Annotated in this window: 21 protein-coding genes; 13 read left to right on the top strand and 8 right to left on the bottom strand. The window is 66.1% G+C overall.

Annotated features, from left to right (window positions below; genetic code table 11):
* Window positions 1-43: 43 nt before the first annotated feature.
* Complete coding sequence (locus tag DAD99_RS10210) at window positions 44-901, bottom strand: prephenate dehydratase (protein ID WP_193341445.1); 858 nt, start codon at window positions 899-901, stop codon at window positions 44-46.
* Between the two features lie 183 nt (window positions 902-1084).
* On the opposite strand from DAD99_RS10210, the gene gdhA reads away from it, so the two are divergent.
* On the top strand, window positions 1085-2422 hold the full coding sequence (gdhA, locus tag DAD99_RS10215) for an NADP-specific glutamate dehydrogenase (protein ID WP_193341446.1): 1338 nt from the start codon (window positions 1085-1087) through the stop codon (window positions 2420-2422).
* A 305-nt stretch (window positions 2423-2727) separates the two neighbouring features.
* Window positions 2728-4017 (top strand): ammonium transporter, encoded by a 1290-nt coding sequence (locus DAD99_RS10220; protein WP_193341447.1) that lies wholly within the window; start codon window positions 2728-2730, stop codon window positions 4015-4017.
* 814 nt (window positions 4018-4831) lie between these two features.
* On the opposite strand, the gene DAD99_RS10230 is transcribed toward DAD99_RS10220, so the two are convergent.
* On the bottom strand, window positions 4832-6472 hold the full coding sequence (locus DAD99_RS10230; protein ID WP_193341448.1) for an HNH endonuclease signature motif containing protein: 1641 nt from the start codon (window positions 6470-6472) through the stop codon (window positions 4832-4834).
* Window positions 6473-6560: 88 nt separating this feature from the next.
* On the opposite strand from DAD99_RS10230, the gene DAD99_RS10235 reads away from it, so the two are divergent.
* On the top strand, window positions 6561-7337 hold the full coding sequence (locus DAD99_RS10235; RefSeq protein ID WP_255482190.1) for an HNH endonuclease family protein: 777 nt from the start codon (window positions 6561-6563) through the stop codon (window positions 7335-7337).
* A 13-nt stretch (window positions 7338-7350) separates the two neighbouring features.
* Here the strand turns inward: DAD99_RS10235 and DAD99_RS10240 are convergent, their stop codons facing one another.
* Complete coding sequence (locus DAD99_RS10240) at window positions 7351-10836, bottom strand: DEAD/DEAH box helicase (RefSeq protein WP_193341449.1); 3486 nt, start codon at window positions 10834-10836, stop codon at window positions 7351-7353.
* Between the two features lie 192 nt (window positions 10837-11028).
* On the opposite strand from DAD99_RS10240, the gene DAD99_RS10245 reads away from it, so the two are divergent.
* From DAD99_RS10245 to DAD99_RS10260, 4 genes are all read left to right on the top strand, one after another.
* The gene (locus DAD99_RS10245) at window positions 11029-11880 is read left to right on the top strand and encodes a hypothetical protein (protein ID WP_193341450.1); all 852 of its coding nucleotides are present in this window, start codon (window positions 11029-11031) and stop codon (window positions 11878-11880) included.
* 248 nt (window positions 11881-12128) lie between these two features.
* Entirely contained in the window at window positions 12129-12755 is a 627-nt protein-coding gene (locus DAD99_RS10250; RefSeq protein WP_193341451.1) for a protein tyrosine phosphatase, read from the top strand.
* A 155-nt stretch (window positions 12756-12910) separates the two neighbouring features.
* Window positions 12911-13489 (top strand): RNA polymerase sigma factor, encoded by a 579-nt coding sequence (locus tag DAD99_RS10255; protein WP_193341452.1) that lies wholly within the window; start codon window positions 12911-12913, stop codon window positions 13487-13489.
* Window positions 13482-14168 (top strand): hypothetical protein, encoded by a 687-nt coding sequence (locus tag DAD99_RS10260; RefSeq protein ID WP_193341453.1) that lies wholly within the window; start codon window positions 13482-13484, stop codon window positions 14166-14168. Before DAD99_RS10255 ends, DAD99_RS10260 begins: the two co-directional genes overlap by 8 nt.
* A 27-nt stretch (window positions 14169-14195) precedes the next feature.
* On the opposite strand, the gene DAD99_RS10265 is transcribed toward DAD99_RS10260, so the two are convergent.
* Complete coding sequence (locus tag DAD99_RS10265) at window positions 14196-14735, bottom strand: hypothetical protein (protein WP_193341454.1); 540 nt, start codon at window positions 14733-14735, stop codon at window positions 14196-14198.
* A 221-nt stretch (window positions 14736-14956) separates the two neighbouring features.
* Here DAD99_RS10265 and DAD99_RS10270 point away from each other — a divergent pair, with 221 nt between their 5' ends.
* Together DAD99_RS10270 and DAD99_RS10275 are read left to right on the top strand one after the other, a co-directional pair.
* Window positions 14957-15457: a sigma-70 family RNA polymerase sigma factor gene (locus DAD99_RS10270; RefSeq protein ID WP_185261806.1), complete on the top strand. Its 501-nt coding sequence runs from the start codon at window positions 14957-14959 to the stop codon at window positions 15455-15457.
* Window positions 15454-16119, top strand: a complete 666-nt coding sequence (locus DAD99_RS10275; protein WP_193341455.1) for a zf-HC2 domain-containing protein — start codon at window positions 15454-15456, stop codon at window positions 16117-16119. The genes DAD99_RS10270 and DAD99_RS10275 overlap by 4 nt, the downstream gene beginning before the upstream one ends.
* A gap of 58 nt (window positions 16120-16177) precedes the next feature.
* On the opposite strand, the gene DAD99_RS10280 is transcribed toward DAD99_RS10275, so the two are convergent.
* On the bottom strand, window positions 16178-16660 hold the full coding sequence (locus DAD99_RS10280; RefSeq protein WP_193341456.1) for an SRPBCC family protein: 483 nt from the start codon (window positions 16658-16660) through the stop codon (window positions 16178-16180).
* Window positions 16661-16691: 31 nt separating this feature from the next.
* Entirely contained in the window at window positions 16692-17636 is a 945-nt protein-coding gene (locus DAD99_RS10285) for a DUF1206 domain-containing protein (RefSeq protein WP_193341457.1), read from the bottom strand.
* 137 nt (window positions 17637-17773) lie between these two features.
* Between DAD99_RS10285 and DAD99_RS10290 the strand changes: the two genes are divergently transcribed.
* Together DAD99_RS10290 and DAD99_RS10295 are read left to right on the top strand one after the other, a co-directional pair.
* The gene (locus DAD99_RS10290) at window positions 17774-19369 is read left to right on the top strand and encodes a hypothetical protein (RefSeq protein WP_193341458.1); all 1596 of its coding nucleotides are present in this window, start codon (window positions 17774-17776) and stop codon (window positions 19367-19369) included.
* 63 nt (window positions 19370-19432) lie between these two features.
* The gene (locus tag DAD99_RS10295; protein ID WP_193341459.1) at window positions 19433-19879 is read left to right on the top strand and encodes a hypothetical protein; all 447 of its coding nucleotides are present in this window, start codon (window positions 19433-19435) and stop codon (window positions 19877-19879) included.
* A gap of 15 nt (window positions 19880-19894) precedes the next feature.
* On the opposite strand, the gene trmB is transcribed toward DAD99_RS10295, so the two are convergent.
* Window positions 19895-20818, bottom strand: coding sequence for a tRNA (guanosine(46)-N7)-methyltransferase TrmB (gene trmB / locus DAD99_RS10300; RefSeq protein WP_185261800.1), 924 nt, complete (start codon window positions 20816-20818; stop codon window positions 19895-19897).
* A 141-nt stretch (window positions 20819-20959) separates the two neighbouring features.
* Here trmB and DAD99_RS10305 point away from each other — a divergent pair, with 141 nt between their 5' ends.
* Window positions 20960-22291 (top strand): MFS transporter, encoded by a 1332-nt coding sequence (locus tag DAD99_RS10305; protein ID WP_309233243.1) that lies wholly within the window; start codon window positions 20960-20962, stop codon window positions 22289-22291.
* Window position 22292: 1 nt separating this feature from the next.
* The gene (locus DAD99_RS10310) at window positions 22293-23669 is read left to right on the top strand and encodes an MFS transporter (RefSeq protein ID WP_193341461.1); all 1377 of its coding nucleotides are present in this window, start codon (window positions 22293-22295) and stop codon (window positions 23667-23669) included.
* A gap of 67 nt (window positions 23670-23736) precedes the next feature.
* On the opposite strand, the gene DAD99_RS10315 is transcribed toward DAD99_RS10310, so the two are convergent.
* Complete coding sequence (locus DAD99_RS10315) at window positions 23737-24462, bottom strand: bifunctional 2-polyprenyl-6-hydroxyphenol methylase/3-demethylubiquinol 3-O-methyltransferase UbiG (protein ID WP_193341462.1); 726 nt, start codon at window positions 24460-24462, stop codon at window positions 23737-23739.
* Window positions 24463-24787 lie beyond the last annotated feature (325 nt).

Consider the following 24787-nt stretch of genomic DNA (forward strand, 5'->3'; position numbering starts at 1 on the left):
CCGGCGGGGCTTCAGTCCGCGGCCTGGTTCGCAAACCCTGGGGTCAGGTATTGACGGTCTGCGCGGTCCGGAACTCGGCCGCGGGATAGACACCCAGGATGCGGACCTCGGTGGTGAAGAAGTCCAGCTCCTCAAGGGCCAGGCGCAACGGCACGTCCTCGGGGTGGCCTTCGACGTCCACCATGAACATCGTGGCGGCGAATTCGTCGCCCACCATGTAGCTCTCCAGCCGCGTCATGTTCACGCCGTTGGTAGCGAACCCGCCCAGGGCCTTGAACAGCGCCGACGGGACGTTCCGGACGCGGAACACAAAGCTGGTCACCGCCGGTCCGGGCAGTTCTTCCCGGGTGGGCAGTTCCTTCTCCCGCGCCAGGACCACAAAGCGGGTGGTGTTGGACGGGTCATCCTCGACCCGTGACGCCAGCACTTCGAGGCCGTAGATCTCGGCCGCGAGCGGGGGAGCGAGGGATAGCTTGGTGGGGTCGTTCCACTCCCGGACCTCCCGGGCGGACCCGGCAGTGTCCCCGGCGATGACCGGACGCAGCCTGGCTTCACGGATCAGGCGGCGGCATTGGCCCAGGGCGTGGATGTGGCTGTGGACCTCGGTGGCGGCCTCGATGGTGCTGCCCGGAATGCCCAGCAGGTCAAAGTGGATGGGCAGGAAGAACTCGCCCACGATCTGCAGGTGCGACTGGGGGAGCAGGATGTGGATGTCCGCCACCCGGCCGGCGATCGAGTTCTCAATCGGAATCATTGCCAGCTCCGCCTCGCCGCTGGAGACCAGCTCGAAGGCATCCTCGAAGCTGGCGCAGGGAAGGCTTTCCAGCTGGGGGAACATCTGCATGCACGCGATATTGGAGTTGGCGCCGGGCTCACCCTGGTACGCAATCTTCTGGGCCATGGTCCGTATGGTTTCACGGCAGGTGCCCGCCCGCCCAACCCGCCGGCAGGAATGTCGCCATTCGGGCGGAGAAAATGTCGCCATTCGGGCGTAGAAGTCGATTGCGACCGCGACAGAAAGTTCCGTAAGGGCAATCGTTGCTAGCATGCTGTGTTGAATATTCAATGAAGTTGAGGAGATGGCGTGGACGCTCGGCTTGAGGCAATCCGGAATACGGTACTGGCGCGGAACCCTGGTGAAGCTGAATTCCACCAGGCGGTGACGGAGGTTTTTGAGAGCCTTGGCCCTGTCCACGACCGGCACCCCGAGTTGCTTGAAGCCGCCATACTGGAGCGGCTCTGCGAGCCCGAACGCCAGATCATCTTCCGTGTTCCGTGGACCGACGACTCCGGGCGCGTGCAGATCAACCGCGGCTTCCGGGTCGAATTCAACTCCGCCCTCGGCCCCTACAAGGGCGGCCTGCGGTTCCACCCCTCTGTCTATCTCGGCATTGTGAAGTTCCTGGGCTTCGAGCAGATCTTCAAGAACGCCCTCACCGGCATGCCCATCGGCGGGGGCAAGGGCGGCTCGGATTTCGATCCGCGCGGCCGCAGCGATGCCGAAGTGATGCGGTTCTGCCAGTCGTTCATGACCGAGCTCTACCGGCACATCGGCGAGTACACCGATGTGCCGGCCGGTGATATTGGCGTCGGCGGCCGTGAAATCGGGTACCTCTTTGGGCAGTACAAGCGCATCACCAACCGCTACGAATCCGGCGTCCTCACCGGCAAAGGCATGTCCTGGGGCGGTTCCCTGGTGCGGCCGGAGGCCACCGGCTATGGCACTGTCATCTTCACCCAGGAAATGCTGAAAACCCGTGGCTCGTCCTTCGACGGGCAGCGCGTGGTGGTGTCAGGTTCGGGCAACGTGGCCATCAACGCCATTGCCAAAGCGCAGACGCTCGGCGCCAGCGTGGTGGCTTGCTCCGACTCCTCCGGCTACATCGTGGATGAGGCGGGCATCGACGTCGCACTTCTTCGTGAGGTGAAGGAAGTTGAACGCGGACGCCTCAAGGATTACGCGGTGCGCCGTCCCGGCGTTTCCTATGTGGAAGCCGGATCGGTGTGGGATGTCGACGCCACGGTGGCGCTGCCGTGCGCCACCCAGAACGAGCTCGACGGCGATGCTGCCGCGCGGTTGGTCCGCAACGGCCTGGTCGCGGTCGGCGAAGGCGCCAACATGCCCTCCACCCGTGACGCAGTCTCGGTGTTCCAGGATTCCGGTGTGCTGTTCGGGCCGGGTAAGGCCGCGAACGCAGGCGGCGTGGCGACATCGGCGCTTGAGATGCAGCAGAACGCCAGCCGCGATTCCTGGTCCTTCGAACACACGGAACAGCGGCTCACCGAGATCATGGTGGGCATCCACCACCGCTGTGCATCAACCGCGGACGAGTATGGCGATCCCGGTAACTACGTGCTGGGCGCCAACATCGGCGGGTTTGTCAAGGTGGCTGACGCCATGCTCGCGCAGGGGCTTATCTAGCCAGCACCCCACACTGACGCTCATAGCGGCCACCGACCCAGCAAGGGTCGGTGGCCGCTTGCGTTGTTCCAATATCCGGCTCCCTGAATCCTAAGTTCGTTTGAGTTACCTGTGAAACTCGCGTGCCCGTGAGTGAAACGTTGATTTAACCAGCTAGAAACCCATCGCGGAACTGCAGCCATACAGTTGGAACCAGACGGCAATAGCTGCCCTCCAATGAACGTGGAACTGACTCCGCGTCCGTCCTCCGGAGCGGCTCTAAGGGCAATTTCCGTTCTCTCTTCGCATCACGAAAGGGGTTTCCCATGGATTCGGGAAATGTCGCTTGGATTCTGGCCAGCTCAGCGCTGGTCTGTATGATGATCCCTGCCCTGGCCCTGTTTTACGGGGGCATGGTGGGGTCTCGTCGCATTCTCAACATGATGATGATGTGCTTTGGTGGCGCGAGCCTAGTGGCGGTACTCTGGGCGCTCTTCGGCTATTCCATGGCCTTCGGAAACTCCGTGGGCGGCCTCGGACTCATCGGGGACATCACTGAATTCCCGGGCATGGGACAGTTGCTCGCCGCAGACGAGGCAGCCTCCATTCCGGTGGTCCTGTTCGCCGCTTTCCAATTGTTCTTCGCCTGTGTCACCACGGCCCTGGTTGCGGGAGCGGCAGCCGGACGTATGAAGTTCGGCGCCTGGATGCTGTTTGCCGGAATCTGGGCAACCATCGTCTACTTCCCCATTGCACACTGGGTGTTCGCTTTCTCCTCTGCTGACGGCAGCGTCACGGGCGGCTGGATTGCCAGCGGCATCAAGGCAATCGACTTCGCCGGTGGAACCGCCGTGCACATGAACGCCGGCGCCGCGGCGCTTGCACTGGCACTCGTGCTCGGCAAGAGCTCCGGCTGGCCCAAGATGGAGCACACCAAGCCGCACAGCCGGCCGCTTGTGCTCGTTGGTGCGGGACTGCTCTGGGTGGGCTGGTTCGGCTTCAACGCAGGCTCCGCACTCTCGGCCGGGCAGTCCGCTTCCGTCGTGTTCCTGAACACCGCGGTGGCAGCTTCTGCCGGGCTCCTCGCCTGGGCGCTGGTTGAGCGACTCCGCCACGGCGCAGCCACCAGCATGGGAGCGGCATCCGGCCTGATCTCGGCCCTGGTTGCCATTACGCCTGCTTGCGGCGCGGTCAGCCCGCTGGGTGCACTGGCCATCGGCGCGATCGCCGGTGCCGTCTGCTCGCTCGCCATCGAACTGAAGTTCCGCCTGGGCTACGACGATTCGCTCGACGTCGTTGGCGTTCACCTCGTGGGCGGCATCATCGGCACCCTGTTGGTCGGCCTGTTTGCCACCGATGCTGCTCCGAACGCCGTCAACGGCCTGTTCTATGGCGGCGGCGCTGAATTGCTGGGTGTCCAGGCGCTGGCCACAGTCACGGTCCTGGCGTACTCGTTCGGCATCACGTGGATCCTGGCCAAGATCCTCGACCGCCTTATCGGCCTGCGGATCAAGCCTGAGGACGAAATGCGCGGTATCGACATCGCAGCCCACTCGGAACTTGCCTACCTCACTGATGAAGACCCAGTGGAGCTCGGTTCGCCGCAGCGGGCCTGATATCCAGTGAGGCCTGAACTCAAATAGATCTTCCCGGGCGGCCCCCACATTGGCGCCGCCCGGCGCGAGTCCGGCTCAGGGCCGAACATCGGACCGGTGCCAGCAGCCGCTGGCTTATAGTTCCGTAGTTCGGCCTTTGGTCGTGCCGGCCTCGATACCCTGTTCTCAAGCCCTGGCTTTCGGATGCTTCGGCGTCAGATGTTTGTGCAGACGAGGTTGCCGTTGTGAACTTCCAGGACGGCCGCCCGGACGTGACTGAGGTGGGTCTTAGGGTCTGCTGCCATGGAGTCAATATCCTCGCCATTCCAATGCGGATGTGTGAAGTAAATGATCAGGGCTCGTTCCTTGCCGTCCGCCGCTGCGTCCATAGGCACAACGTCCGCGTGCCGTCCTACTACTGGACCGCCGTCGGCCGTTTCAGGAGCCCGCCGTCGGATGAGCGGGCCACTCCAACGGCCGTGCCATGGACCCACTCGACGCCGGTCAGCCCGGTTTCCGTAGCCCGTCTCTGCGTGTAGAAGAGCACCCAGTCGCCGGTCAAGTGATCGGGCCCCAGGTGTGGGGTTCGTGGGGCCCTCCCAGATGGGATCCCGGTAGGGAGTCCTGAAGGCATCAGCGCTGAGTGGCGCGACGCTGGACGCTGCAGGTTCCCGGATTGAATCTGAAGCGGCGGCTTTGGTGCGCACGGGAATCTCCAGGTGGATGCGAAGACGGAATTCCTTACAGCATATGCGGGAAAGTGCTTTCCCGCAGCTGCTTCCCAGCTGCTTCCCGGCTGCGTGACAGGGCTCGCTCAGCCAGTGCGTGGCAGGGCTTAGCCAGTGTTAGCGCAGGGGACTGGAGGTGCCGCACCGGCCCCGGGCTGATGGGTCAGCCAGAAGAAATCGGGTACGGATGGGAATGGTGCCGGCTCTGCTTCTTGGAGGCGGCGCAGCCATTTCGGCTCTGACCCCGGCTCTGGGTCTGCCGGCAGATGGCTTTCGGGCAGGGCGGGGCCAGGTTCCTTGTGGGGGAGTTGGTTCACTACCTGGTTTGGCCAGATGGGTGGTTCCCAGTCGGGGTGTTCGCTGGCGTAGTGGCGGCCCGTGGGTGATATCCAGCCGGGTGGGTCGGTGGAACTCGCCGTGCTGGGTTTCCAGGGCGTGGTGTGTTTGAGCCGGTGGTGCTTGGGGCAAGGCTGACCGAGATTGCTGATCCCGGTGTTTCCGCCCTGGCGCCAGGCGAGGAGGTGGTCGGCTTCGTTGTCCAGGGACTGGTTGCTGCAGCCGGGGAACGGGCACTTCCCATCCCGCAATCTAAGCCATTGGCGCATCGCTTTGGGTATCCGGTAGCTGTCACGGCCGATTTCCAGCGGTGCTCCGTCGCGGGGGTCGGTCAGGACGCGGTGGAATGAATCGGCGCTGTCGGCAATCAGCTGGCGGGCCATGGATGGCGGAATTGGGCCGTACCCATCGAGCATCGCGGGTTCATCAGTCAGGCCCATCAGCGCGAAGACCGGCACTGTGACCAGCACTTGCGCCTTGGGTGACGGGATCAGATTGGCCTGCCCGCCCAGAAGCCAAGCTGCGACGCTGTCGGCGCGGAGTTGGGTGAGGGTCCTGGACTCGGTGGGGCCCTGCAGGGCGCGGGCGGCGGTGGTGGCGCGGTCCCAGATCCCGGAGGCCTGATCGGCAGGGAGGTAGGCGGAGAGCCAAGCCATGCCGTCCCGGTCCGGGGAGTACTCCAGCCGCTGGTCCGCCGCGCTGCGGGTGTGGCGTTTTTCGATGCTGTCCGGGTGGTGGCGTTCGCGCCAGGTCCGGGCCTTGTGACGGAACCGGGACGGCACCATTTCTCCGGCCGGGTTCCGCGCCGGGTTGGGTGCATCAGGGTCCAGGAAGTGCGCCTCCAACGCCGCCGCACCCGTGGGATCCAGATTGACCGTTTCGTCGACAACGATCCGGGCATGCTGCCAGGAAATGTTCCCGACTTCCAGGGCGGCCAGCGTCAGCGGCAGGGCGGTGGTCAGGCGGTGCGCTTCGCCCAGCAGCGCGCTGCCCGTGCGTTCACTGACGGTCAGGGCGCAGGCGACCTCGGCCACGATGCCCATGTCCTGGGCGGTCTGCTCCTGGGGGGAAGTGATGGGGGCCGCGATGGTTTGAGCGGCCTCGTCGTAACCGCTGGCGGCATGGACCTTCACGGCTGCGAACATGGCTTCCATCCCCACGGTCCCCGACAGGACGGTCAGGCAAAGCTCAGCCTGCCGGCGAGCCAAGTCCCCACACCTGGCGGATGGACCAGTCACTGAAGGGGAATCAGCCGGATCAGTTGCAGGCGGACCAATTGCCGCCGGGCTGGCGGCCGAGCCCGCGGCCAGGTCAGCGGCCGGATCCGCGGACGTCCCTCGAAGCACCCCGGCCAGCTGCAAAGCAGAGGCCGCGATGGTCTCCAGAATCTCTGCCCCTACCGTGTTGTCCATACCTCCATCATGACGAGGGGGTACGACATTTAAGGGTGACAGACTCCACACCCCGGCATGACAGGTGAGAACGTCCCGCGCCAGTAGCGTGTTCATCTCCGCCGCACTCCTGAAGGACATAACCATCAACCGCTCCGCCGCCACCAAAGCACTGACTCTGTTGACCAGTCTGTTTCTCGCCAGTGCCCTGGCCGGTTGTGACGCCGCAGCCCAGGCCGCGACGCAGGCCGCAAACAAGGTGGCCGAAGCGGTCAGGGAAGCGCCGCCGTCGGGCGACTCCGGCGAATCATCGGTGAGCCCAGCCGACGTGGCAACGGCTCTCGCCCAGCTGGAAACCATCCCGGTGAAGGGGCGCGCACCCAAAACCGGCTACAGCCGCGAGGAATTCGGCCCCGCGTGGGCCGACGTCGACCGAAATGGCTGCGACACGAGAAACGACATCCTCGCCAGGGACCTCGAAGGTGAGACGTTCAAGCCCGGTACACAAAACTGCGTCGTTGCCACCGGTACGCTGGCCGATAAGTACACCGGCACAACCATCAACTTCGTCCGCGGCAACACCACCAGCTCCGCCGTCCAGATCGACCACCTCATCGCCCTCAGCGACGCCTGGCAGAAGGGCGCCCAGCAGCTCAGTGCCGAACAGCGCAGGCAGCTGGCCAACGATCCCCTGAACCTGATGGCTGCGGACGGGCCTGCCAACAGCGCCAAGGGCGACAAGGATGCGGCCACCTGGCTCCCGCCAAACAAGGCGTTCCGGTGCGAATACGTAGCCCGCCAGACCGCCGTGAAGGCCAACTACAGCCTGTGGGTCACCCAAGCCGAGCATGATGCGATCGCCGGTATCCTGACAGCCTGCAGTTAGGCTTTGACCGCGCTCAGTCCTTGAACAGCCCCGCGAGGTCCTCGGCCGTGATCGAACCGCTGGATAGGGCGTCACCCTCCATCACATCCGCGAACAGCTGCGACTTCCGGGCTTTCAGAGCCATGACCTTTTCCTCGATCGTGTCCTTGGCCACCAGCCGGTAGACCATCACGTTCCGCGCCTGCCCGATCCGGTGCGTCCGGTCCACGGCCTGCGCCTCCGAGGCCGGGTTCCACCAGGGATCCAGCAGGAACACGTAGTCGGCCTCAGTCAGGTTCAGGCCAAAGCCGCCGGCCTTCAGCGAAATCAGGAAAACCGGCGCGCTGCCGTTCTTGAATTCATTCACGACGTCGGTGCGGTTCCGGGTGCCGCCGTCGAGATAGCAGAATTCGATCTTCTCCTCCACAAGGCGTTCGCGCACCTTGCCCAGGAAGCCGGTGAACTGGCTGAAGATCAGGGCGCGGTGGCCCTCGGCAACCAGATCTTCCAGCTGCTCGAACAGCACGTCCAGTTTGCTGGACCGGACGCCGGACAGCGACGGGTCCACCAGCGACGCGTCCAGGCTGAGCTGACGCAGCAGGGTCAGCGACTGGAAGATGGTGAACCGGTTCTTGTTCACATCCTCGATCAGGCCCAGGATCTTCTGCCGTTCGCGCTGCAGGTGCGTCTGGTAGACCTTCTGGTGGCGCGGGTTCAGCACCACTTCCAGGATCTGCTCCTGCTTGGGCGGCAGGTCCTGGATGACCTGGTCCTTGGTGCGGCGCATCATCAGCGGACGGACCCGACGGCGGAGCTTGTCCAGCTGCCCCTTGTCGCCGTTCTTTTCCACCGGTTTCTGGTAATACTCGGCGAACCGCTTGGGGCTGGAGAACAGGCCCGGCGCCACGATGGACGTTAGAGCCCAGAACTCCATGAGGTTGTTCTCCAGCGGGGTGCCGGTGATGGCCAGCTTGAAGGCGGCGGGCAGCTTCCGGGCGCACTGGTAGGCCTTGGACTGGTGGTTCTTCACGAATTGGGCTTCGTCGAGCACCAGCCCCGCCCAGGTCTTGGAGGCGTAGGAGTCGTAGTCGATCCTGAACAGGGCGTAGGACGTGATCACAATGTCCGCGCCGGCGAGTTCGACGGCCGGGTTCTGGCTGTTCTTGGCGAACGTTTCGCTCACGATCCGGACCGTGAGGCCGGGAGCGAAGCGTGCGGCTTCCGCCGCCCAGTTGCCCACGACGCTGGTGGGGGCCACCACCAAAAAGGGAGTCCCGCCGTCGGGCGCTGGAACGTCGGGCGCTAAAATTGGCGCCCCGACAGAATCAGCAGCCCCAGAGACAGAATCAGCACCCTCAGGGACAGAAGCAGCCTGTTCCTTCGCGGCGCACATCAGGGCGAGGGCCTGGACGGTCTTGCCAAGGCCCATGTCGTCCGCGAGGATCCCGCCCAAACTGTGCCGGTACAGGAAGCTGAGCCAGTTGAAGCCTTCCAGCTGGTACGGCCGGAGCTCCGCGTTAAGAGTGGGAGGCAGCGGCAGCCCGTTAATCCCGCCTTCGAGCAGACCACCCACGGCCTCACGCCAGGCGGCGGCCTGCTCATCCACAATGCCCAGCTGCGCGAGCTCGTCCCAGAGCCCGGCCTGGAAGCGGCTGATCTGCAGCGGGGCGTCCTTGTTGTCCTGCAGCGACCGGGCTTCCTCGATCAGGGCGCGGAGCTGATGCAGCTCGGGGAGGTCCAGCGAGAAGTAGGCGCCGCTGGGCAGGAGCATCTTGGTCTGGCCCGCGGCCAGCGCGGAGAACACTGCGGCGAACGACACCGGCTGGCCCTCGAGCGAGATCTGGATGCCGAGGTCGAACCAGTCGCGCTGTTCCGTGGCCTTGGTGGAGATGGAAACCACGGGGGCTTCCTCGGCTTCGCGGTAGTCGGCGATGTCCCCGGCAGTGTCCACTGATACGTCCGGCGCGTTCCGGAGCTCGGGGAGGACGTCCTCGGTAAACGCCAGCGTGTCGAGACCGCTCAGTTCGGCGGACGCGGACAGCCGCGGCGTGCCCCAGCCGCCGGTGGCCGATTCGCCCAAGGCCGGAACAACGTTCCACGGCTGGCCGATGCCCTCCAGGATGCGGGCCTCGGCGGTGTCGTCACGGTAGCCGTGGTCGCCGGGGTGTCGCCACAGCGGTTGGGCCGTGACCAGGTTCCCGGACTTGTAGTGCCATTCCCAGTGCAGCCGGACCCGGTGGTCCGCGCCATAGTTGGCCAGCAGGGAGAGGGTGGGGAGGGCCAGGGCGGGCAGCGCCACCGACTCGTCCGTCGCCGTGACCCGGGCGGCCTGCTTGAGCTTCGGGTAGAAGCCGGTGAGGAAGCGCGTCTCGTCCTTCGCCGGGATGTGCAGGGTGCTGCCGGCCGTCACGAACGTCAGCAGTTCCTCGCTCAGCCCGTTTTCCAGTGGGGCCAGCGTGATCACGTTGTCCGCTGAAACACCTGGCAATGCCTCCCCTCCGGTGGTCAGGAAGATGCCGTGCGCGGGGCGGCCAATGGTCCCCACCGACGCCGGATCAACGTCTTCCCCCTCAACGGTGATGGTGGGCGCAAGCTCCAGCCCGCCGTCGTCGACTGTTTCATTTGGGGACTGCCCCGCCGCAGGTTCGTGGCCGTAACGGCTCAAATTAAGCCCGACGGCGGCGGGAGACTCCGCGAGCCGCACGGGCTCGGTGCCGCGGCTGTGAACCAGGGCGAGGCCGATCTTTCTGGCGTCGGCGAGCAGGCTCCACATGTTCTTCCCGGCGAACGTGTTCAGGCCCAGCCACAGCGCGGAGGAGTTATGAACCCGGTTGGCGGCGGCGGTGTGTGCAGCCAGGAACGCCTGCATCCACTCGATGTGCGCCTCGTTGCATTCGCGGCGGAAGTTCAGGTAGCTCAGGGTGTTCCAGGAGACGTCGCCGCGGATCCACTTGCCCTTGGCGCCCATGATCACGGGCCGGGCCTTGAGCTGGCGGACGCTGCGGAGCGGGTCGCGGCGGCCTGTGTAGGAGAAGTGCGGCGCCGGCTCCTCGATCTCGAACTGGAGGGCCAGCGGGATGCCGCTGATGGACTGGGTGATGCCCGGCTGCGAAATGAGCGGGCTCAGGGCCTGCTCCCAGTCGGCCAGGTCCAGGCTGACGGACTGGCGGGAAAGCCGGGAAACGTCAGCGGGGGCGAGGAGCTGGACGCGGATGGCCGGGTTGTCCTCGGCGGCGAACAGCAGCGCAGCGACGTGTTTGCAGTCCTTGCGGACAGGGCAGCTGCACACGCCCACGGTGCAGCTCCAGCCGCCCGATTTCCGGACCAGCTTGGCCGTGGTGGAGTACGGGACGTCGGCACCTCCCCGGACCTTGCCCAGCATCAGCCCGGTGGCGGCGTCGAACGACATTCCGGAAACCCGGCTGCCCATGGCATACGCCAATCCGGCCGCAAGGGAGCGGTCGTTAATGGCGGGGGTCTGTATTGCCAGTGCCGCACTCTCGTCCGGTTGGGATGGCATGGTGCGCGCTACTTTCAGCTGGCCACGGGGGTGCCGTGTCCGATCGGAGGTTATCTGCTTCATCTTAGTTCGCCCGGCGGGAGCCTGAAACTTCGCCGGACGTTCACCTCCGCCTCAACACACCGGCGCCCCCGCGGACGTAGCGTGAAAGTGTCCTGAGCAGCACCGAAGCATTCAGCAGTGAGGAATCCCATGACCATGAGCCAGAACCCTGTCGTCCTGACCAAGGCCAGCATCGATGCGGGCAGCGAGGAAGTCGTAGATGCCAACGTGTACGTGGTGAACGCCATGTACGGGAAACTGCTCGACGCCGGCGAGATCGCGCCCGCGGCGCTCGGCAGCTACTACGTGGACTTCTACGTCACGCAGTCCCTGGAGGGCGGTTTCGCCCAGTACGTGTTCACCGCGGACCGCGACGAAGTGGACCCGCTCATCCGCGGAGGCCTCGCCGGCATGGGCGCAACCGCCCACCTGGAGCTCTTCAACCGGACTGTTGCGGCGTTTGAGGCCTTGTCCGACGAAGACGAAGAGCGCTACCTCGACGGCGACCTGGACACTGAGGAAGAGTCCAACGAAGCCGTGCGCACCATTGAAGAGCTTGATGGCGAGTTCGAGGAGCTGTTCGAAACCGAAAACATCACCGCGCTCAACGCCGCCTGGCTCCTGTCCCAGGAGGGCCTGCTGGTGCTCGACGAAGAAGAGCTCGACGCCTACATCGAGCGTCAGGTGGCGCTCATCCCCAACCTGGAGGAGCGCCAGGCCGCGGCCGACGAGGAAGCGCTGGAGGACGCCCCGGACTTCGAAGTCATCATCCGCGAACTGTGCGACATCGCCGGCTATGCGCTGCAGAAAATCACCATGGGTGACCCCAACTACATGCACGACGGCCAGAAGACGCTGGCCTGGCACTTCACCACGGACCACGGCGACTTCATCATGGTCGAGGACGACGAAGAGGCGTTCATGATCAACCCGGAGACCCAGGAAATCGTCGCCGCCGTTGAGTTCGAGGAAGCCGACGACGACGAGATGATCGACGCGTAGGACCCTCAACACGGTCCCGGGCCGGGTTCGTCGGGGCTGGTTCGTCGGGGCTGGTTCGCCCAGTTCGCCGGACGAGTGCGGGGTCGCGGGAAATGACCGGCGACCCCGCACCGTTCCCGCGATTTCGATGGCGGCCGGGAAGAATTTTTGGCGGTGCCGTAACTTCCCCGGTCCGGCCAGCGATGTAGGGGGTGATGGGTTCCTCACGGAGCCGGATCTGAATTGTTCTCTAGGTTTTGGAGTGTCATATGTCGTTGTTCACTGTTCTCGCCACCAGCAAAATCGCCGCCGGGGTTCTCGCCGCAGGCACCCTGGCCGTCGGTGGAACCGGCGTCGCAGCTGTTTCCGGTGCCCTCCCGGCCGACGCACAGCAGACCGCCCACGAACTGCTCGGCGCCCCGGCCCCGAAGCTGGCCGCTGACGCCACCCAGTCCGCCTCCGCAAACGCTTCCGGCGAAGCAGCAGTTAGCGGCGAAGCAGCCGTCTCCGGCGATGAGGTCGCAGCCGAGGCCAACACCTCTGCTGCTGCCGGCACCGCAGTGGACGCTGCAGGTGCCGCCGCCCTTGGCCTCTGCACCGCTTTCACCCACGGTGGACTGAACGCAGCCTCCGAGGGCTTCTCGTCGCTGGTCATCGCCGCTGAGGGCGAAACCAATGTTGACGCCTTCTGCGCCGATGTTGTTGCGAAGGGTGCCGGTTCCGTTGACGCCGACGCCTCCGGCGAGGGTTCCGCTGCGGCTAAGGCTGAGCGCCCCGAACTGCCCGCAGTCCCCGCCGTACCAGCAGTTCCGGGTGTCGACGGCGTTCCCGTCGTTCCCGCTGTGCCGGCCGTGCCGGGCGGCGTTGTAAACGTTCCCGCCGTTTCGAACCGCTAGAACCTGCTCAGCTAGTGTGGACTGCGGGAACCGGCTCCGCACGGACCGGATTCCCGCAGTCCACATGGCAGCAAGATTGCTGGCCGACAGCAGCCGACCGATAGCAGCGGCGCACACCGCGCCGAATACCGGGATGAGCGAGTCCGCTGCCCGGGATGGAGGAGCCACTGGTGCTAGACACTTTGGCCGAAGTAGACATAGATACATTTGCAGACACTGCCGGTGCTGATCCGGCTGTGCTCTTCGGCGCTGTCTATCGAACCTTTGCCGGAGCGGTCCAGGGCTACCTCAAAGCCCGCGGCGTGGACGATCCCGAGGCTGTCACCCAGGACGTATTCCTGGCGTTTTTCCCGAAGATTGGCGAGCTGACCGGCGGGCTGCAGGGTGCCAAGTCGTTGGTTTTTTCCATCGCGCACGCCCGGATGGTGGATTACTACCGGCGGGTCGAGCGCCGGCCGGACTTCACCCCGTACGACCCCCTGCAGGACGGGCGCAGCACGGAGTCCGCGGAGGACCACGCTTTAGGCCGCAGCGGCGGCGCGGCTGCCCTGCTTGAAGGCCTCGCCGATGACCACCGCGAGGTCCTGGCACTGCGGGTGGTGGCGGACTTATCGATCGAACAGGTGGCCGGCATCATGGGCAAGTCCCAGGGTGCCATCAAGCAGCTCCAACGCAGGGCGCTGCAAAATCTCAAGGACCAGACTCTTAGAAGAAACCAGGCAGATCATGAGTGATACCGCAGGCACACGCAACGGTTCCCGCCACGACGCCTCTGTTGACCGGCTGCTGCTGGAGGCAGGGCTTGACGACGACGGCGGCCTCCGCCCTGCTCTGCTGGAACTCCGTGCGCTCGCAGCCGAGCAGCCGGCGCCCTCCGCTGCAGTCGCCGCGCTCATGATGCCCGCCGTGACAACGGATGAGCCCGCCGCAGCCACCGACGAGCTCGCCGCCCGCCGTCGTGCCCGTCGCAGGATCACCCTCACCACGCTCTCCGTGGCGGCCTCGTTGGCGGCCGGCGGCGCCGTTGCCGTTGCCTCCGACCAAGGGATCAGGGATTCCATTGGCCAGGTCAACCACGCAGTCACATCTTTTGTGTCCACCGTTGGCGGGGGTCCTGCCCCCGCTCCGGCGGAGACCCCGGGCCCGGTCCAGCCCGGCGTCCCTGCCGTAGGACCCACCGGGCCGGCTGCCACTGTGCCGGTTCCGGCCGCCCCGGGATCCGGTTCCAGCCAGTCCACGCAGCACGCTCCCGTCCCCTCAGGTTCGGCGCCGGCGGTGCCCCTGCCGGACCTATCCTTACCTGCAACCGTCGTGCCCGGTGTGCCGGGTGGGCCGCTGAACGGCGAGGGGCAGGCCCCGGCTCTGCGCCTGCCGTCCCCGCCTCCAGTCCCGCTGCCCGGCGTCCATCCGTAAGCTGCCCATCCGAAAGCGCCGCGACGCTCAGTAGCCTGACGCCGCGGACCGGATCATTTCCCCGGCCGGCGTGGCCAGATTCCAGACGCCGTTGACGCCCTGCCCCAGGATGTCGCCGGGATTCTTGTCCTGTGCGAAGTAATACAGCGGCAGCCCGTTCAGGGTCACCTGCTTGGCCCCGTCCGGCGTCGCGATGGTCCCAAGCGTGCCGGTCACGCCTTCAGCGGCGGGCGTGGCCGCGGTGGTGAGGAGCGGCGGCCACGCGGTCAGGCACGCTCCCGTGCAGGCGCTTGTCCCGGAGTCCTTCACATCCTTGGTGAAGAAATACAGGCTCATGCCAGCGGAATCAACCACGATATTGCCGGCGCTGGAGGACGCTGCCTTGAGGTCGACGGCGGCCGCTGCGCTGGGGGTGCCAGTCGTCGGGGCGGCGGATGTGGCTGCGCGACTCGTGGCCGACGGAGTGGGCGCCGCCGTTGTTGTACTGGTTCCCGGGCTGCCAGCGCAGCCGGAAAGCGCGGCCATGAGGGCCATGGCGGCAAAACCCGTGCCTAGATGCTTTTTCATGTGAACGCTCCTCGTCTGGGGCCCGGTGGCGGATCACCGGGCACTAACCGGTACGACGCGCAAGGGTGAAGAATGGTTCAAGAACCAGCTCCCCTGTTTCCGGCGCCGGTTCCGGGGGGACCACGGCCAGTGAACCTTTTGCGTGCGGGGGACGTCGTATCAGCCGGAATGTACAGTGACCGGACGGGACGGGACGGGAACCGGGGACAGGAGGGGGCGGCATGCCGCTGGATGAGGACGTGGTGGCGGCGATCTACCGCGAACACGGCGCAGCGCTGCGCCGTTTTGTCCTCAGCGCATCCCGTGACCCACAGCTGGCGGAGGACGTGGTGCAGGAGACCGTGCTGCGCGTCTGGCAGCAGGCACCGGAGATCACCGGAAGCCTGCGCAGCTACCTGTTCCGGACCGCCCGGAACATCATGATAGACAACTACCGCAAAGCTCAACGGCGCCCGGCCGAAGTGATGGAACGCGACCTCTCCGATCCCGCCCAAACCGTAGAACGCGTGGATGAACTCCTCAACCGCGTGCTTATGGAGGAGGCGCTGCTTCGGCTCAGTACCGAACACCGCGAGGTCCTCGTGGCACTCCACTACCGCCGTTTCACCGTCAACGAGGCCGCCGTGCAGCTGAACATCCCTAGCGGAACCGTGAAGTCCCGGGCCTACTATGCCGTCAGGGCGCTGCGGATCATCCTGGATGAAATGGGGGTGGAACGGTGAATGACTCTCAGCTGCATCACCTGATGGGCGCCTATGTTCTCGGTGGGCTTGACCCCGCGGATTCGCAACGTTTCGAAGCCCACCTCGAGTCCTGTGCGGATTGCCGGACCGAACTCGCCGAGTTCGAAAGCCTGCCGGCCCTGCTGGACGCGCTGCCGGTCCCGGACGCGGTGGCGCTGACCGCGGGTGCCCGCCCCGGGGCGGCCCCTGAGTCAGCCAGTTCAGTGCCCCTCACAGTCCTCGATGAACTGGCCACCCGCCGTCGTAAATTACGACGGCGGTGGGCAGCGCTGGTGGGCGCCGTCGCCGCCGCGTGCCTCGCCTTGGGCCTGGCCGCTGCGCCGCTGCTCAGCCGGCCGCCGGTGCCGGACGCCAGCTACTCGGTCCAGTCCGGCAATGGCCTGCAGTTCAGCATCGACCTCGCCCGGAAAACGTGGGGCACCGAGTTGGCCGTGAACGGCAGCAAGCTGCCGCTGGACGGAACCCTCTCGCTCTGGATCCGGGACCGCAACGGCGGCGAGGACCGGGCTTGTGCCTGGACCGCAACCCCCAGCGGGAGGGTGAAGGTTATGGGCGCCACGCCCGTTCAGCTGGCCAGCATCGCCAGCCTGGAACTGCGGGATGAAACCCAGCAGGCCGTTGCTATCATCACGGTGCCGTAATCCCAGGGCCGGGGATCACGGAGCTTTTTGATCGCCAGGATTTGGTCATCGGGCTTGATTACTGTGCTTGGAGGGCGCGGAACTCGGCCACCAGCCCGGGGTCCTCACAGGCCCGGGCAAAGGCTTCGATCCTTTTACTGATCTCACGGCCCAGGAGCCAGGCGCCCATCCGCTCAGCCACCGGCCGCAACCAGGCCGGGCGGCACGAAAAGGTGTACTTCCAGACGGCGCGGGTGCCGCCGTCGTCCGCGGTGAAACGCCAGCCGCCACCGAAATTCCCGAAGAACCACGGCCCGGACTCCATGGTCATGCCCACGTTTCTGGGTGGCGAATAGGAAACGTATTCGCTCACCATTACCAGGCCCAGGCGGGACACGGTCCGCGTCCGGACGCCCTTTCCGGCGGATATTGCGCTGTTCAGGAAACTTTGGGCGGAGATGAACGGGTCCCATTTGAGCCGGAATGCACCGGTGGTCTGGGAGAGGGCAAAGACTGTCTCCGGATCGAGGCGGATATGGCTTTCGGCGCGTACCTGGGGCATGGACCCACCCTAGCCGGGGTGAACTGGTGCCCTACGGGTTCATCTTGGCCAGGCGCGCCCTGACCACCATGTAGAGGCCGTAGCAGATCAGCCCGGCGCCCACCGCGGCAAGCAGGTAAACGCCGAAGGGCTGCTCCCTCAGGGCCTTGAGCCCGCCGTCAAGGCCCGTTGATTCCTCCGGATGTGCCTGCAGGGTGGCGATGGTGATGAGCATTCCGGTCAACAGCAGGACTGTGCCCTTGGCGACGTAGCCGGTCACGCCCAGCACGCTGACGGCGGTGCGGGCCCGGGGATCCGCAGGCATCTTCAGATGCTTCTCGAAGGACTTCTTGATGCCGCGGATGCCATAGATCACCCCGGCGACGGAAATTCCGAGGCCCACCAGGACCAGGAGGGCCATACCGCCGGGTGCCTTCATCAGGCTGACAGTCAGGTCGCTCGCGGACTTCTGGTTGTCACCGCCGGAACCGGTTCCCAGGGCAAAGGAGGCGAGCGTCAGGGCCAAGCCGGCGAATACCAGAGCCTGTGCGGCTGCCTTGAGTTTCTTGCCGGCCTTCTCCTTGGTGGGCAGGTGGCCGTAGTCGAAGATCGCGTCACTGGCCTGCCAGATGGCCAAGGCCGCGCAGGCGGCGAAGCTGCCCCATAACAGGAAAGGTCCGGCAGGCTGGCTGGCGAGCTCTGACACGGCGCCACTGAAGTCGGCGCTTCCACCGCCACCCATGGCGAGCCGGATGGCAATGAGGCCTACCAGGAAGTGCAGGACACCGCTGGCCGCGAACCCTGCCCGCGCAAACAGTTCCAATGTGCGTGAATTAGTGGCACCCTCCGCCGCATCGGCGGCCTGCCTGAGTTCTCTTTTGATGGCGGTTCCTTCGAGCCGGCGCCGCAGCGGCGCAGATTTGTGTGCCCCTGCACATGCCCCATCGTGCCACGCCAAGCGGGCCGCGAACAGTCCGATCTGCGCGCCGCGCACCATCCCGGACCTGGTGCTGGTGCTCGTGCTGGTTCGGGGCTCCGGCGATGGGGAGTGATCCCCATCGCGGGAGACTTGCTGCCGTGCGACGATATGTCCAGCGATAGATCTAACTCTTATTACTCTCCGGGGGAGACACCATGACTTTTTACGGCGCGGACGTCAGTCAGCTTCGGGAGCTGGCGAAGGCTGTTGACAAGGCGGCGTCGCTGCTCAGCAGTCGGGCCAGTTCCCTGCAGGGCCAGATCCAGTCCGCGCCGTGGAAGGGCACCGACGGCGAGCTGTTCCGGCAGGACTGGTCCGGCAACCACCGTCCCAGCCTGGAGCGGGTGGCATCGAGCCTCCGCCACAACTCCAAGCTGCTCCTGCAGCACGCAAACGAGCAGGAACAGTCCTCTGCCGAGACCGGTGGCGGCAGCGGTAGCGGTGGCGGTAGCTCCAGCGTGCTGGACAGGCTCAAGGACCTGGGCAGCCGGGCGCAGAACTGGCTGGAGGAACAAAAAGCGAAGGCGGCAGCGGCTGAAGCCCACCGTCAGGAGCTGAAACAGGGCCTGGATGACATGCTCAAGGCCAGCCCGGAAGAGCAGGCCAAGTGGTGGGCAGGCCTGTCCGGGGAAGACCGGAAATATCTGATCGAAGGCGAAGACGAGAATGGTCCCTTCGCCGAGGACCTCATGAGGATGGACGGCGGTATTCCCCTGTCCGCCCAGGAGCAGGCCAGCGACCACCTTCGGGAAATCGCCAGGACGGATACTCCCTTGTACACGGAGACCGGCAAGGCCTCCCTTGACGCCCGGGTTGCCTGGTTCCATGCCGGCGCGGAGGTAGGCACCGTGGTGGTGGAGAACGCGGACGGTTCGGCCACCATGAAGGTCTACGGAAACGTGGGCGTGGGAGTGAACGACACCACCGGCACGGCCGGGGTCACACTCAACGGGGAGGCCTCGCGGGAGTTCAAGTTCGACAGCCTTGAAGAGGCCATGGCCGCCCGCAACCAGATTTACACGGACCTCCCGCCGGACAGCGTCGGTGAAATCAAGGATGTGGCCGGCAACCCGCCTGGCTACATCCTGGACACCATCAACGATGCGGCAGACGACAACGGCACCACTGGCCACGCCGACAAAGCCAAGGGAACCCTCTCCCTCGAGGCCAAGGGCGACTCCGGCCCCACTTCGGGCTCGGCGAAGCTGGACCTTGCCTACGAGCGGAACCTGACGGACGGTACGGCAACCGCCAGTGCCGAAGTGTCGGCCCAGGGCAAGCTGAACCTTGACGGCAGGGTATTCGAGGCCTCGGGCAAGGGCGGCCTGGAAGTGAATCTGGATAAGCACGGCAACATGGAGTCGATCGCCGTGTCCATGGAGGGCACGGTTGCGGCGGGCGCCACCGCGGGCCACGACCTCCAGGGCGCGAAGGCTGAGTCCAGCGTGACAGTCGGCACGCAGGGCACCGTGAAGATCGATGTCGAGTACTCGCCGGAGAACGCGGCCGTGATTGACAGCTACATGCGCAACGTGGCATTGGGAGACACGGTTGCGGCCGGCCAGGACGCCGCCAGGCTTTACGAGGCAGGGTCTGCCACCGTCCAGGAGAACCACGTGGTGACAGCGTCCAACGAGTTCGGCATTGACCTCAAGGCCGGCGAGGTGGAGGTCAAAACCGAGAACAAGGCAACCACCAACGTGTCCACGTACTATAAGGTCCCGAACGACACCAAGCTCGAGAAGCTCTGACGTCCCGTGCCGGATCCGCACGTGCCAACCAGCCCAGCCAAGACTTACCGCTAAGGAGCAACCATGTCAGTTCATATCGAGTCCCCGCTGGGGTTCACGGCAGACTTCCCCGAGCACACCCAGGTTCTGGCGGACTCGGCCGCCGGGCCAAACACCGAGCAGTATGGCCTGCTGGGCGGCGTCCTGGTGACGGTCATCAAGGACGACACCTCCGTGACCGGGGCCGCGCAGGCCAACGGCTGGGCACACCTGATGTCAGGCTTCTACGTTGAAGACCGCGCCGGGACCATCCTGGCCGAAGGCGAACTGAACATACCCGCTAAGGCCTCGTACGCCGTCGTGGTTGGTTACACGGATCCGACGGGCGAGGCGAGGGTCGCGGCCACGGTGGGCGTCTGGGAAAACAACCGTTTCATCGGTGTTGTGGTGATCTGGCCATACGTGAACCCGGAGATCGAGCCGCGGCTGGGGATGCTCAAGGAGATCGTCGCTTCCATCAGCGTGAGGTGACACCGGGTCCGGGGCTCAGCGCCGGCGGTAGCAGAGGTCGAAGATCAGCCGGCCGGCCTCGTGGGCCTTCGCCTCGAAACTGGTGCGGATCCGGCCTTCGAAACGGGGGGCCCAGCCGCCCGTTTCGTCCACACCCTCGTTGGGGCCGGTGTGTGCGGTGCTTACCGGCGCCCGGCCCTCGCGGACGGGCGCGCCGCCCACGAGGGTTTCGACGCCGGATTGCCACACCTGGGTGAGCGGGCTTTCGGGTCCGTGGCGCTCGCCGGTGTGGAGGTTTTCGAAGTCCGGCGAGTCCGCCAGGACGTCGCGGACGTGGACGGCGTAGTTGGACCAGTCCGTGGCGACCCGCCACAGGCCGCCCTTGGTGAGTGCCCGTGCGGCCAGTTCGGCAAACTCCGGCTGGATGAGTCGGCGCTTGTGGTGCCGTGACTTGTGCCAGGGGTCGGGGAAAAACACCCAGAGTTCGCTTACGGAACCTGCCGGAAGCATGGTGGCGAGAACCTCGGGCGCGTTGGCTTCCACCACCCGGACGTTGTTCAGCCCGCGGCTGTTGATCTTGATGATGGTGTTGGCCAGGCCCGGCGTATAGACCTCCACGGCCAGGAAGTCCATGCCAGGGTTCTCCTCGGCCGCGTGGCAGATGGCATCGCCCAGCCCGGACCCGATTTCCACGATGAGCGGCGCCTTGCGGCCGAACTCGGCCTCGGCGTCGAACGTGTAGTCCGGGTGGACCGACGTGTTGGCAACGTGCCGGGGCACGTCCAGCGCCCACCGGTCCGAGTGCTCTTCCCACGCCGTCTGGCGGCGTCCCTGGAGACGGGTACCGCGGCGCACAAAGCTCACGGGCCGGCCGCCGTAAGTGCCGAAAGACGCCTGGGTTCCGGGCGTCACCGGGCGCGGGACATGCGGAGGCTGGGGGGATTCTGGGGATTCGCTCATCCCTTCCAGAATACCCGCGGCCCGCATGCGGACGGTTCGGCTGAGCGGGTCCGTTGTGGAAGTCCGCTCACCCCCGGCCAGCGCCACAGGTGACTAGGTGGATAACGCCGCCTGACCTCGAAGCCTGACAGAATGGTCCCCGTGACCCGTGCTGACAACGTTGACGTGCCTGGACTGCTGGTCGACGCCGAAATCGACGACATCCCCCCAGCAGCCCCGACGCGCCTTCCGGGCCAGTCGGGCGGTGGGCCGGAAAGCCCGCAGAGCAGCCGCCGTGCCTTGGCGTACCTGGGCCTCTGCCTGGTGCTTGTCGGGCTGAACCTCCGCACGGTTTTCTCCAGTTTCGCCGCGGTTCTTCCCGAGATCACGTCCGACGCCGGCCTGCCGGGCTGGGCAGTCGTGGTGCTCACCACTGTGCCGGTCACGCTCCTGGGCGTCTTCGCGCCGCTGGCCCCCGTTCTGGCCCGCCGGTTTGGAGCCGAACGAGTCCTGCTCGGCGCGATGGCAGTGCTGACGGCAGGACTGCTGCTGCGGCCCGCGGACATCGGCGGCCTGGTGCCAGGTGCCGGCCACCTCCCAACCCTGCTGGCGGGGACTGCCGCCTGCGGTGCCGCCATCGCCTTGTGCAATGTCCTCCTTCCCGGGCTGGTGAAGCGTGATTTCCCGCACCGGCTGGGCCTCATGGGCGGGCTGTACACCACGGCCATCTGCGCCTCGGCCGCCCTCGGAGCCGGCTTTACGTACCCCGTCTTCGCGGCAACGGGGGAGTGGACCTCGGCTCTGTGGTTCTGGGCGGTTCCTGCCGCCGTCGTACTTTTGCTTTTCCTCCCGGTGGCGCTGCGCCAGCACCCCGTCCGGCACCAGGCCGGCCACCTCGGCATCAATGTGTGGCGTTCGGCGGTGGCGTGGCAGGTGACCATCTTTATGGTGCTGCAGGCCATGATGTCCTTCAGCGTCTTTGCGTGGCTGGCGCCCATCCTGCGCGAACGCGGCGTGGACGGCGGAACGGCCGGCCTGATGGTTTCTCTGTCGATAGTGCTCCAGATGCTGGGCTCGCTGTTTGCCCCGGCGCTTGCGGCGAGGTTCCGTGACCAGCGCGCCATCGCTGTGGTGGTTGCGCTGATGACTGGCGGCGGGTTTGCGCTGAGCATCTTCGGACCCCTGGAACTCATCTGGGTGTGGACCGGGCTGCTGGGCCTGGGGCAGGGCAGCCTGACCGCGGTGGCCCTGACCATGATCATGCTGCGGACCCGCGACGGGCACACCGCCGCGCACCTGTCCGGGATGATGCAGGGCGTGGGCTACGGGTTGGGTTCCACCGGCACGCTGATGGTGGGCCAGTTGCACCAGGCCACGGGATCGTTCACCGCCGCCGGGGTGCTGTTCCTGGCGGTCGGTTCGCTGGCCGCGGTGTTCGGCTACCGAGCGGGTCGGAACCGCTACATCGGCGACGCCACCCAGCCGCGCCGATAACATGCGCGATTCCACGCTCCCAACGACAGACCCCACAGCCGGGATCCTGCAGCGACCGTACCTGTGGGTGACCATCGGCGCGTGTGCCCTCGTGTTCCTCGCGGCGTTCGAATCGCTCGCGGTGACCACCATCATGCCCGTCGTCAGCCGTGAACTCGACGGCGCCAGCCTGTATGCCCTTGCGTTCGCCGGTCCGCTGGCAACTGGCGTGATCGGCATGGTGGCGGCCGGAAACTGGTCGGACCGCCGCGGGCCAACCGTCCCGCTGTACGCCTCAGTTGCCCTGTTCGTGCTGGGCCTGATCATCGCGGGCACGGCCGTGTCCATGCCCGTGTTGGTTGCCGGCCGCCTGGTGCAGGGGCTTGGCGGCGGTGCGCTGACGGTTGCGCTCTACGTGGTGGTGGCCCGCGTCTATCCGGCCGTCCTGCACCCCGGGATCTTCGCTGCCTTCTCCGCCGCATGGGTGGTCCCGTCGCTGGTGGGCCCGTTTGCGGCCGGTATCGTGGCGGAAGTCCTGAGCTGGCATTGGGTGTTCCTGGGCGTGGTGGGGCTGGTGGTTCCCGCGGTGGTGATGATCGTTCCGGTGCTCCGCGGCATCGACCGGCCCTCTGAGCAGGCGCCGGTCCCGCCCTGGGCGCTGGGTCGGCTCGCGTGGGCAGCGCTCGCCGCGCTCGCTGTACTGGGGCTGAACCTCTCCGCCGGAGTCAGGATCGCGGGCTTCACCGCCGCGCCGGCACTCCTGGCCGCGGCCGCCGTCGTGATTGCCCTCGTAGCCGTGCGTCCGCTGGTACCCCGCGGAACACTGCTCGCCCGCCGCGGCCTGCCCAGTGTGATCCTGACCCGCGGCCTGGCGTCTGCCGCGTTTTTCGGCGCCGAAGTGTACTTGCCGTACCTGCTGATCGAGGAGTACCAGTTCCCGCCGATGTTCGCCGGCCTGGCGCTCACAGGAGGCGCGTTGTCGTGGGCCGCCGCTGCAGCCATCCAGGGCCGTCTCGGCGCCCGGCTGCAGCACCGGGCGGCGGTGCGCATCGGCTCAGCGCTGGTGCTGGGGGCCATTGTCCTCACGTTGGCGACGTCGGCACTCCACTGGCCTGCCGCCGTCGCGATTGCCGGCTGGCTCTTCGCCGGCGGCGGCATGGGGCTGCTGTATCCGCGGCTCAGCGTGATGACGCTCGCCATGTCCAGCAAGGAAAACCAAGGCTTCAACAGCTCGGCAATGTCCATTTCGGACTCGCTTGGCGGGGCGCTGGCGCTCGCGGCCACGGGAATCGTGTTCGCGGCATTTACGACGACGGCGGAATCGTTCGCGGGGGTTTTCGCACTGACGGCGGTGGTGGCCGTCGCCGCGGTTACGGTGGCGCCGCGGGTTTCCCGCTAACCCCCGGCGTTTTTGTCCAGATAATCCGAGTTGCGCGCCCGGGAAGGCGCGTTATCTGGACAAAAACTCAAGCCAGCCGGGTGGCGCGGAGTACGGTGTCCCCGATGATGGCTTCCTCGCCGTCCGGACCTGACGCTGCCCGCTCTCGCGTGGTGTTGACCTCCAGTTGCCAGTCCGGCGAGTCCAGGCCGAGCTCCGCCACGAGCTGCGCCGGGGTGTAGAACATCTCCGGTCTGGTGTGGTTTCCCCACGGCGGCAGGCGGTGCGGATGATGGCCCACGATCAGCAGCGTGCCGCCCGGCTTGACCGCCGCAGCCGCCGTCCGCAGCGGACCCTGCCACGCCAGATGCGGGTCATGCAGGAACTGGGAGGACACCAGATCAAACGTTGCCGCGGGCTGCCACTCCTCCAGATCACACTGTTCCCAGTGGATGCGGCTGGCAATTTCACCCGCACCCTCGGCGTGCACACTCTCCCGGTCCAGGGCCGCCTTTTCATGGCCGAGCGCCCGTTCCAGGGCGACGGCGGAAACGTCGACGGCGGTGACGGTCCAGCCCTGCTGGGCCAGCCAGATGGCGTCGGCCCCTTCGCCGCAGCCCAGGTCCAGGGCCTTGCCCGGCCTGAGCCCCGCGCCTTCGCGGACCAGTTGCGGGTTGGGTTTCCCGCTCCAGAATTTCGGCTTGCTGCGGTACCTTTCGTCCCACGCTTCGGCGGCACTGCGCTGCGGTGCATCCTCCGGCGGGGTGCCGCCGTCGTCCGTTGTGTGGTGGTGGTCCGCACCCTGTTGACTCATGCCTCAAGCCTGCGCCTGCCGGGCACTCAAAGGCAACGCCTGCACCCCCTGCGCCACGCACTTGACAGAGGCCCGGGCGCAGGGATGGTACGCTTATGGAACTTGATGTGCAGTGATGCCCGCTTGCTCCTTAAATCGGAGTCCCTTGATTTGGGAAAGCGGGTTTTTTCATGTGAGAGGCACATCCTGCGTCGATGAACGCGTTCCATTTGGTCCCAGCCGCCGCCCTGAATTGGGCAGCAGCACGGTTGATCACCTGACTTTTCTTCGGCGAAACCCTTGAGCCAACCGGCATCGGGGGCCGATATCCGCACGGATACCGCCT

The organism is Pseudarthrobacter sp. AB1, from assembly GCF_014926485.1.
Classification (GTDB): domain Bacteria; phylum Actinomycetota; class Actinomycetes; order Actinomycetales; family Micrococcaceae; genus Arthrobacter.

Excerpts from the sequence above, each read along its gene's own strand:
- DAD99_RS10295 (WP_193341459.1), top strand. The coding sequence starts at position 19,433 with ATGTCAGTTCATATCGAGTCCCCGCTGGGGTTCACGGCAGACTTCCCC.
- DAD99_RS10240 (WP_193341449.1), bottom strand. The coding sequence starts at position 10,836 with ATGCCATCCCAACCGGACGAGAGTGCGGCACTGGCAATACAGACCCCC.
- DAD99_RS10285 (WP_193341457.1), bottom strand. The coding sequence starts at position 17,636 with ATGGTGCGCGGCGCGCAGATCGGACTGTTCGCGGCCCGCTTGGCGTGG.
- DAD99_RS10255 (WP_193341452.1), top strand. The coding sequence starts at position 12,911 with ATGGAGGAGCCACTGGTGCTAGACACTTTGGCCGAAGTAGACATAGAT.
- DAD99_RS10280 (WP_193341456.1), bottom strand. The coding sequence starts at position 16,660 with ATGCCCCAGGTACGCGCCGAAAGCCATATCCGCCTCGATCCGGAGACA.
- DAD99_RS10290 (WP_193341458.1), top strand. The coding sequence starts at position 17,774 with ATGACTTTTTACGGCGCGGACGTCAGTCAGCTTCGGGAGCTGGCGAAG.
- DAD99_RS10245 (WP_193341450.1), top strand. The coding sequence starts at position 11,029 with ATGACCATGAGCCAGAACCCTGTCGTCCTGACCAAGGCCAGCATCGAT.
- DAD99_RS10260 (WP_193341453.1), top strand. The coding sequence starts at position 13,482 with ATGAGTGATACCGCAGGCACACGCAACGGTTCCCGCCACGACGCCTCT.
- DAD99_RS10250 (WP_193341451.1), top strand. The coding sequence starts at position 12,129 with ATGTCGTTGTTCACTGTTCTCGCCACCAGCAAAATCGCCGCCGGGGTT.
- DAD99_RS10315 (WP_193341462.1), bottom strand. The coding sequence starts at position 24,462 with ATGAGTCAACAGGGTGCGGACCACCACCACACAACGGACGACGGCGGC.
- trmB (WP_185261800.1), bottom strand. The coding sequence starts at position 20,818 with ATGAGCGAATCCCCAGAATCCCCCCAGCCTCCGCATGTCCCGCGCCCG.
- DAD99_RS10310 (WP_193341461.1), top strand. The coding sequence starts at position 22,293 with ATGCGCGATTCCACGCTCCCAACGACAGACCCCACAGCCGGGATCCTG.
- DAD99_RS10270 (WP_185261806.1), top strand. The coding sequence starts at position 14,957 with ATGCCGCTGGATGAGGACGTGGTGGCGGCGATCTACCGCGAACACGGC.
- DAD99_RS10220 (WP_193341447.1), top strand. The coding sequence starts at position 2,728 with ATGGATTCGGGAAATGTCGCTTGGATTCTGGCCAGCTCAGCGCTGGTC.
- DAD99_RS10210 (WP_193341445.1), bottom strand. The coding sequence starts at position 901 with ATGGCCCAGAAGATTGCGTACCAGGGTGAGCCCGGCGCCAACTCCAAT.
- DAD99_RS10265 (WP_193341454.1), bottom strand. The coding sequence starts at position 14,735 with ATGAAAAAGCATCTAGGCACGGGTTTTGCCGCCATGGCCCTCATGGCC.
- DAD99_RS10230 (WP_193341448.1), bottom strand. The coding sequence starts at position 6,472 with ATGGACAACACGGTAGGGGCAGAGATTCTGGAGACCATCGCGGCCTCT.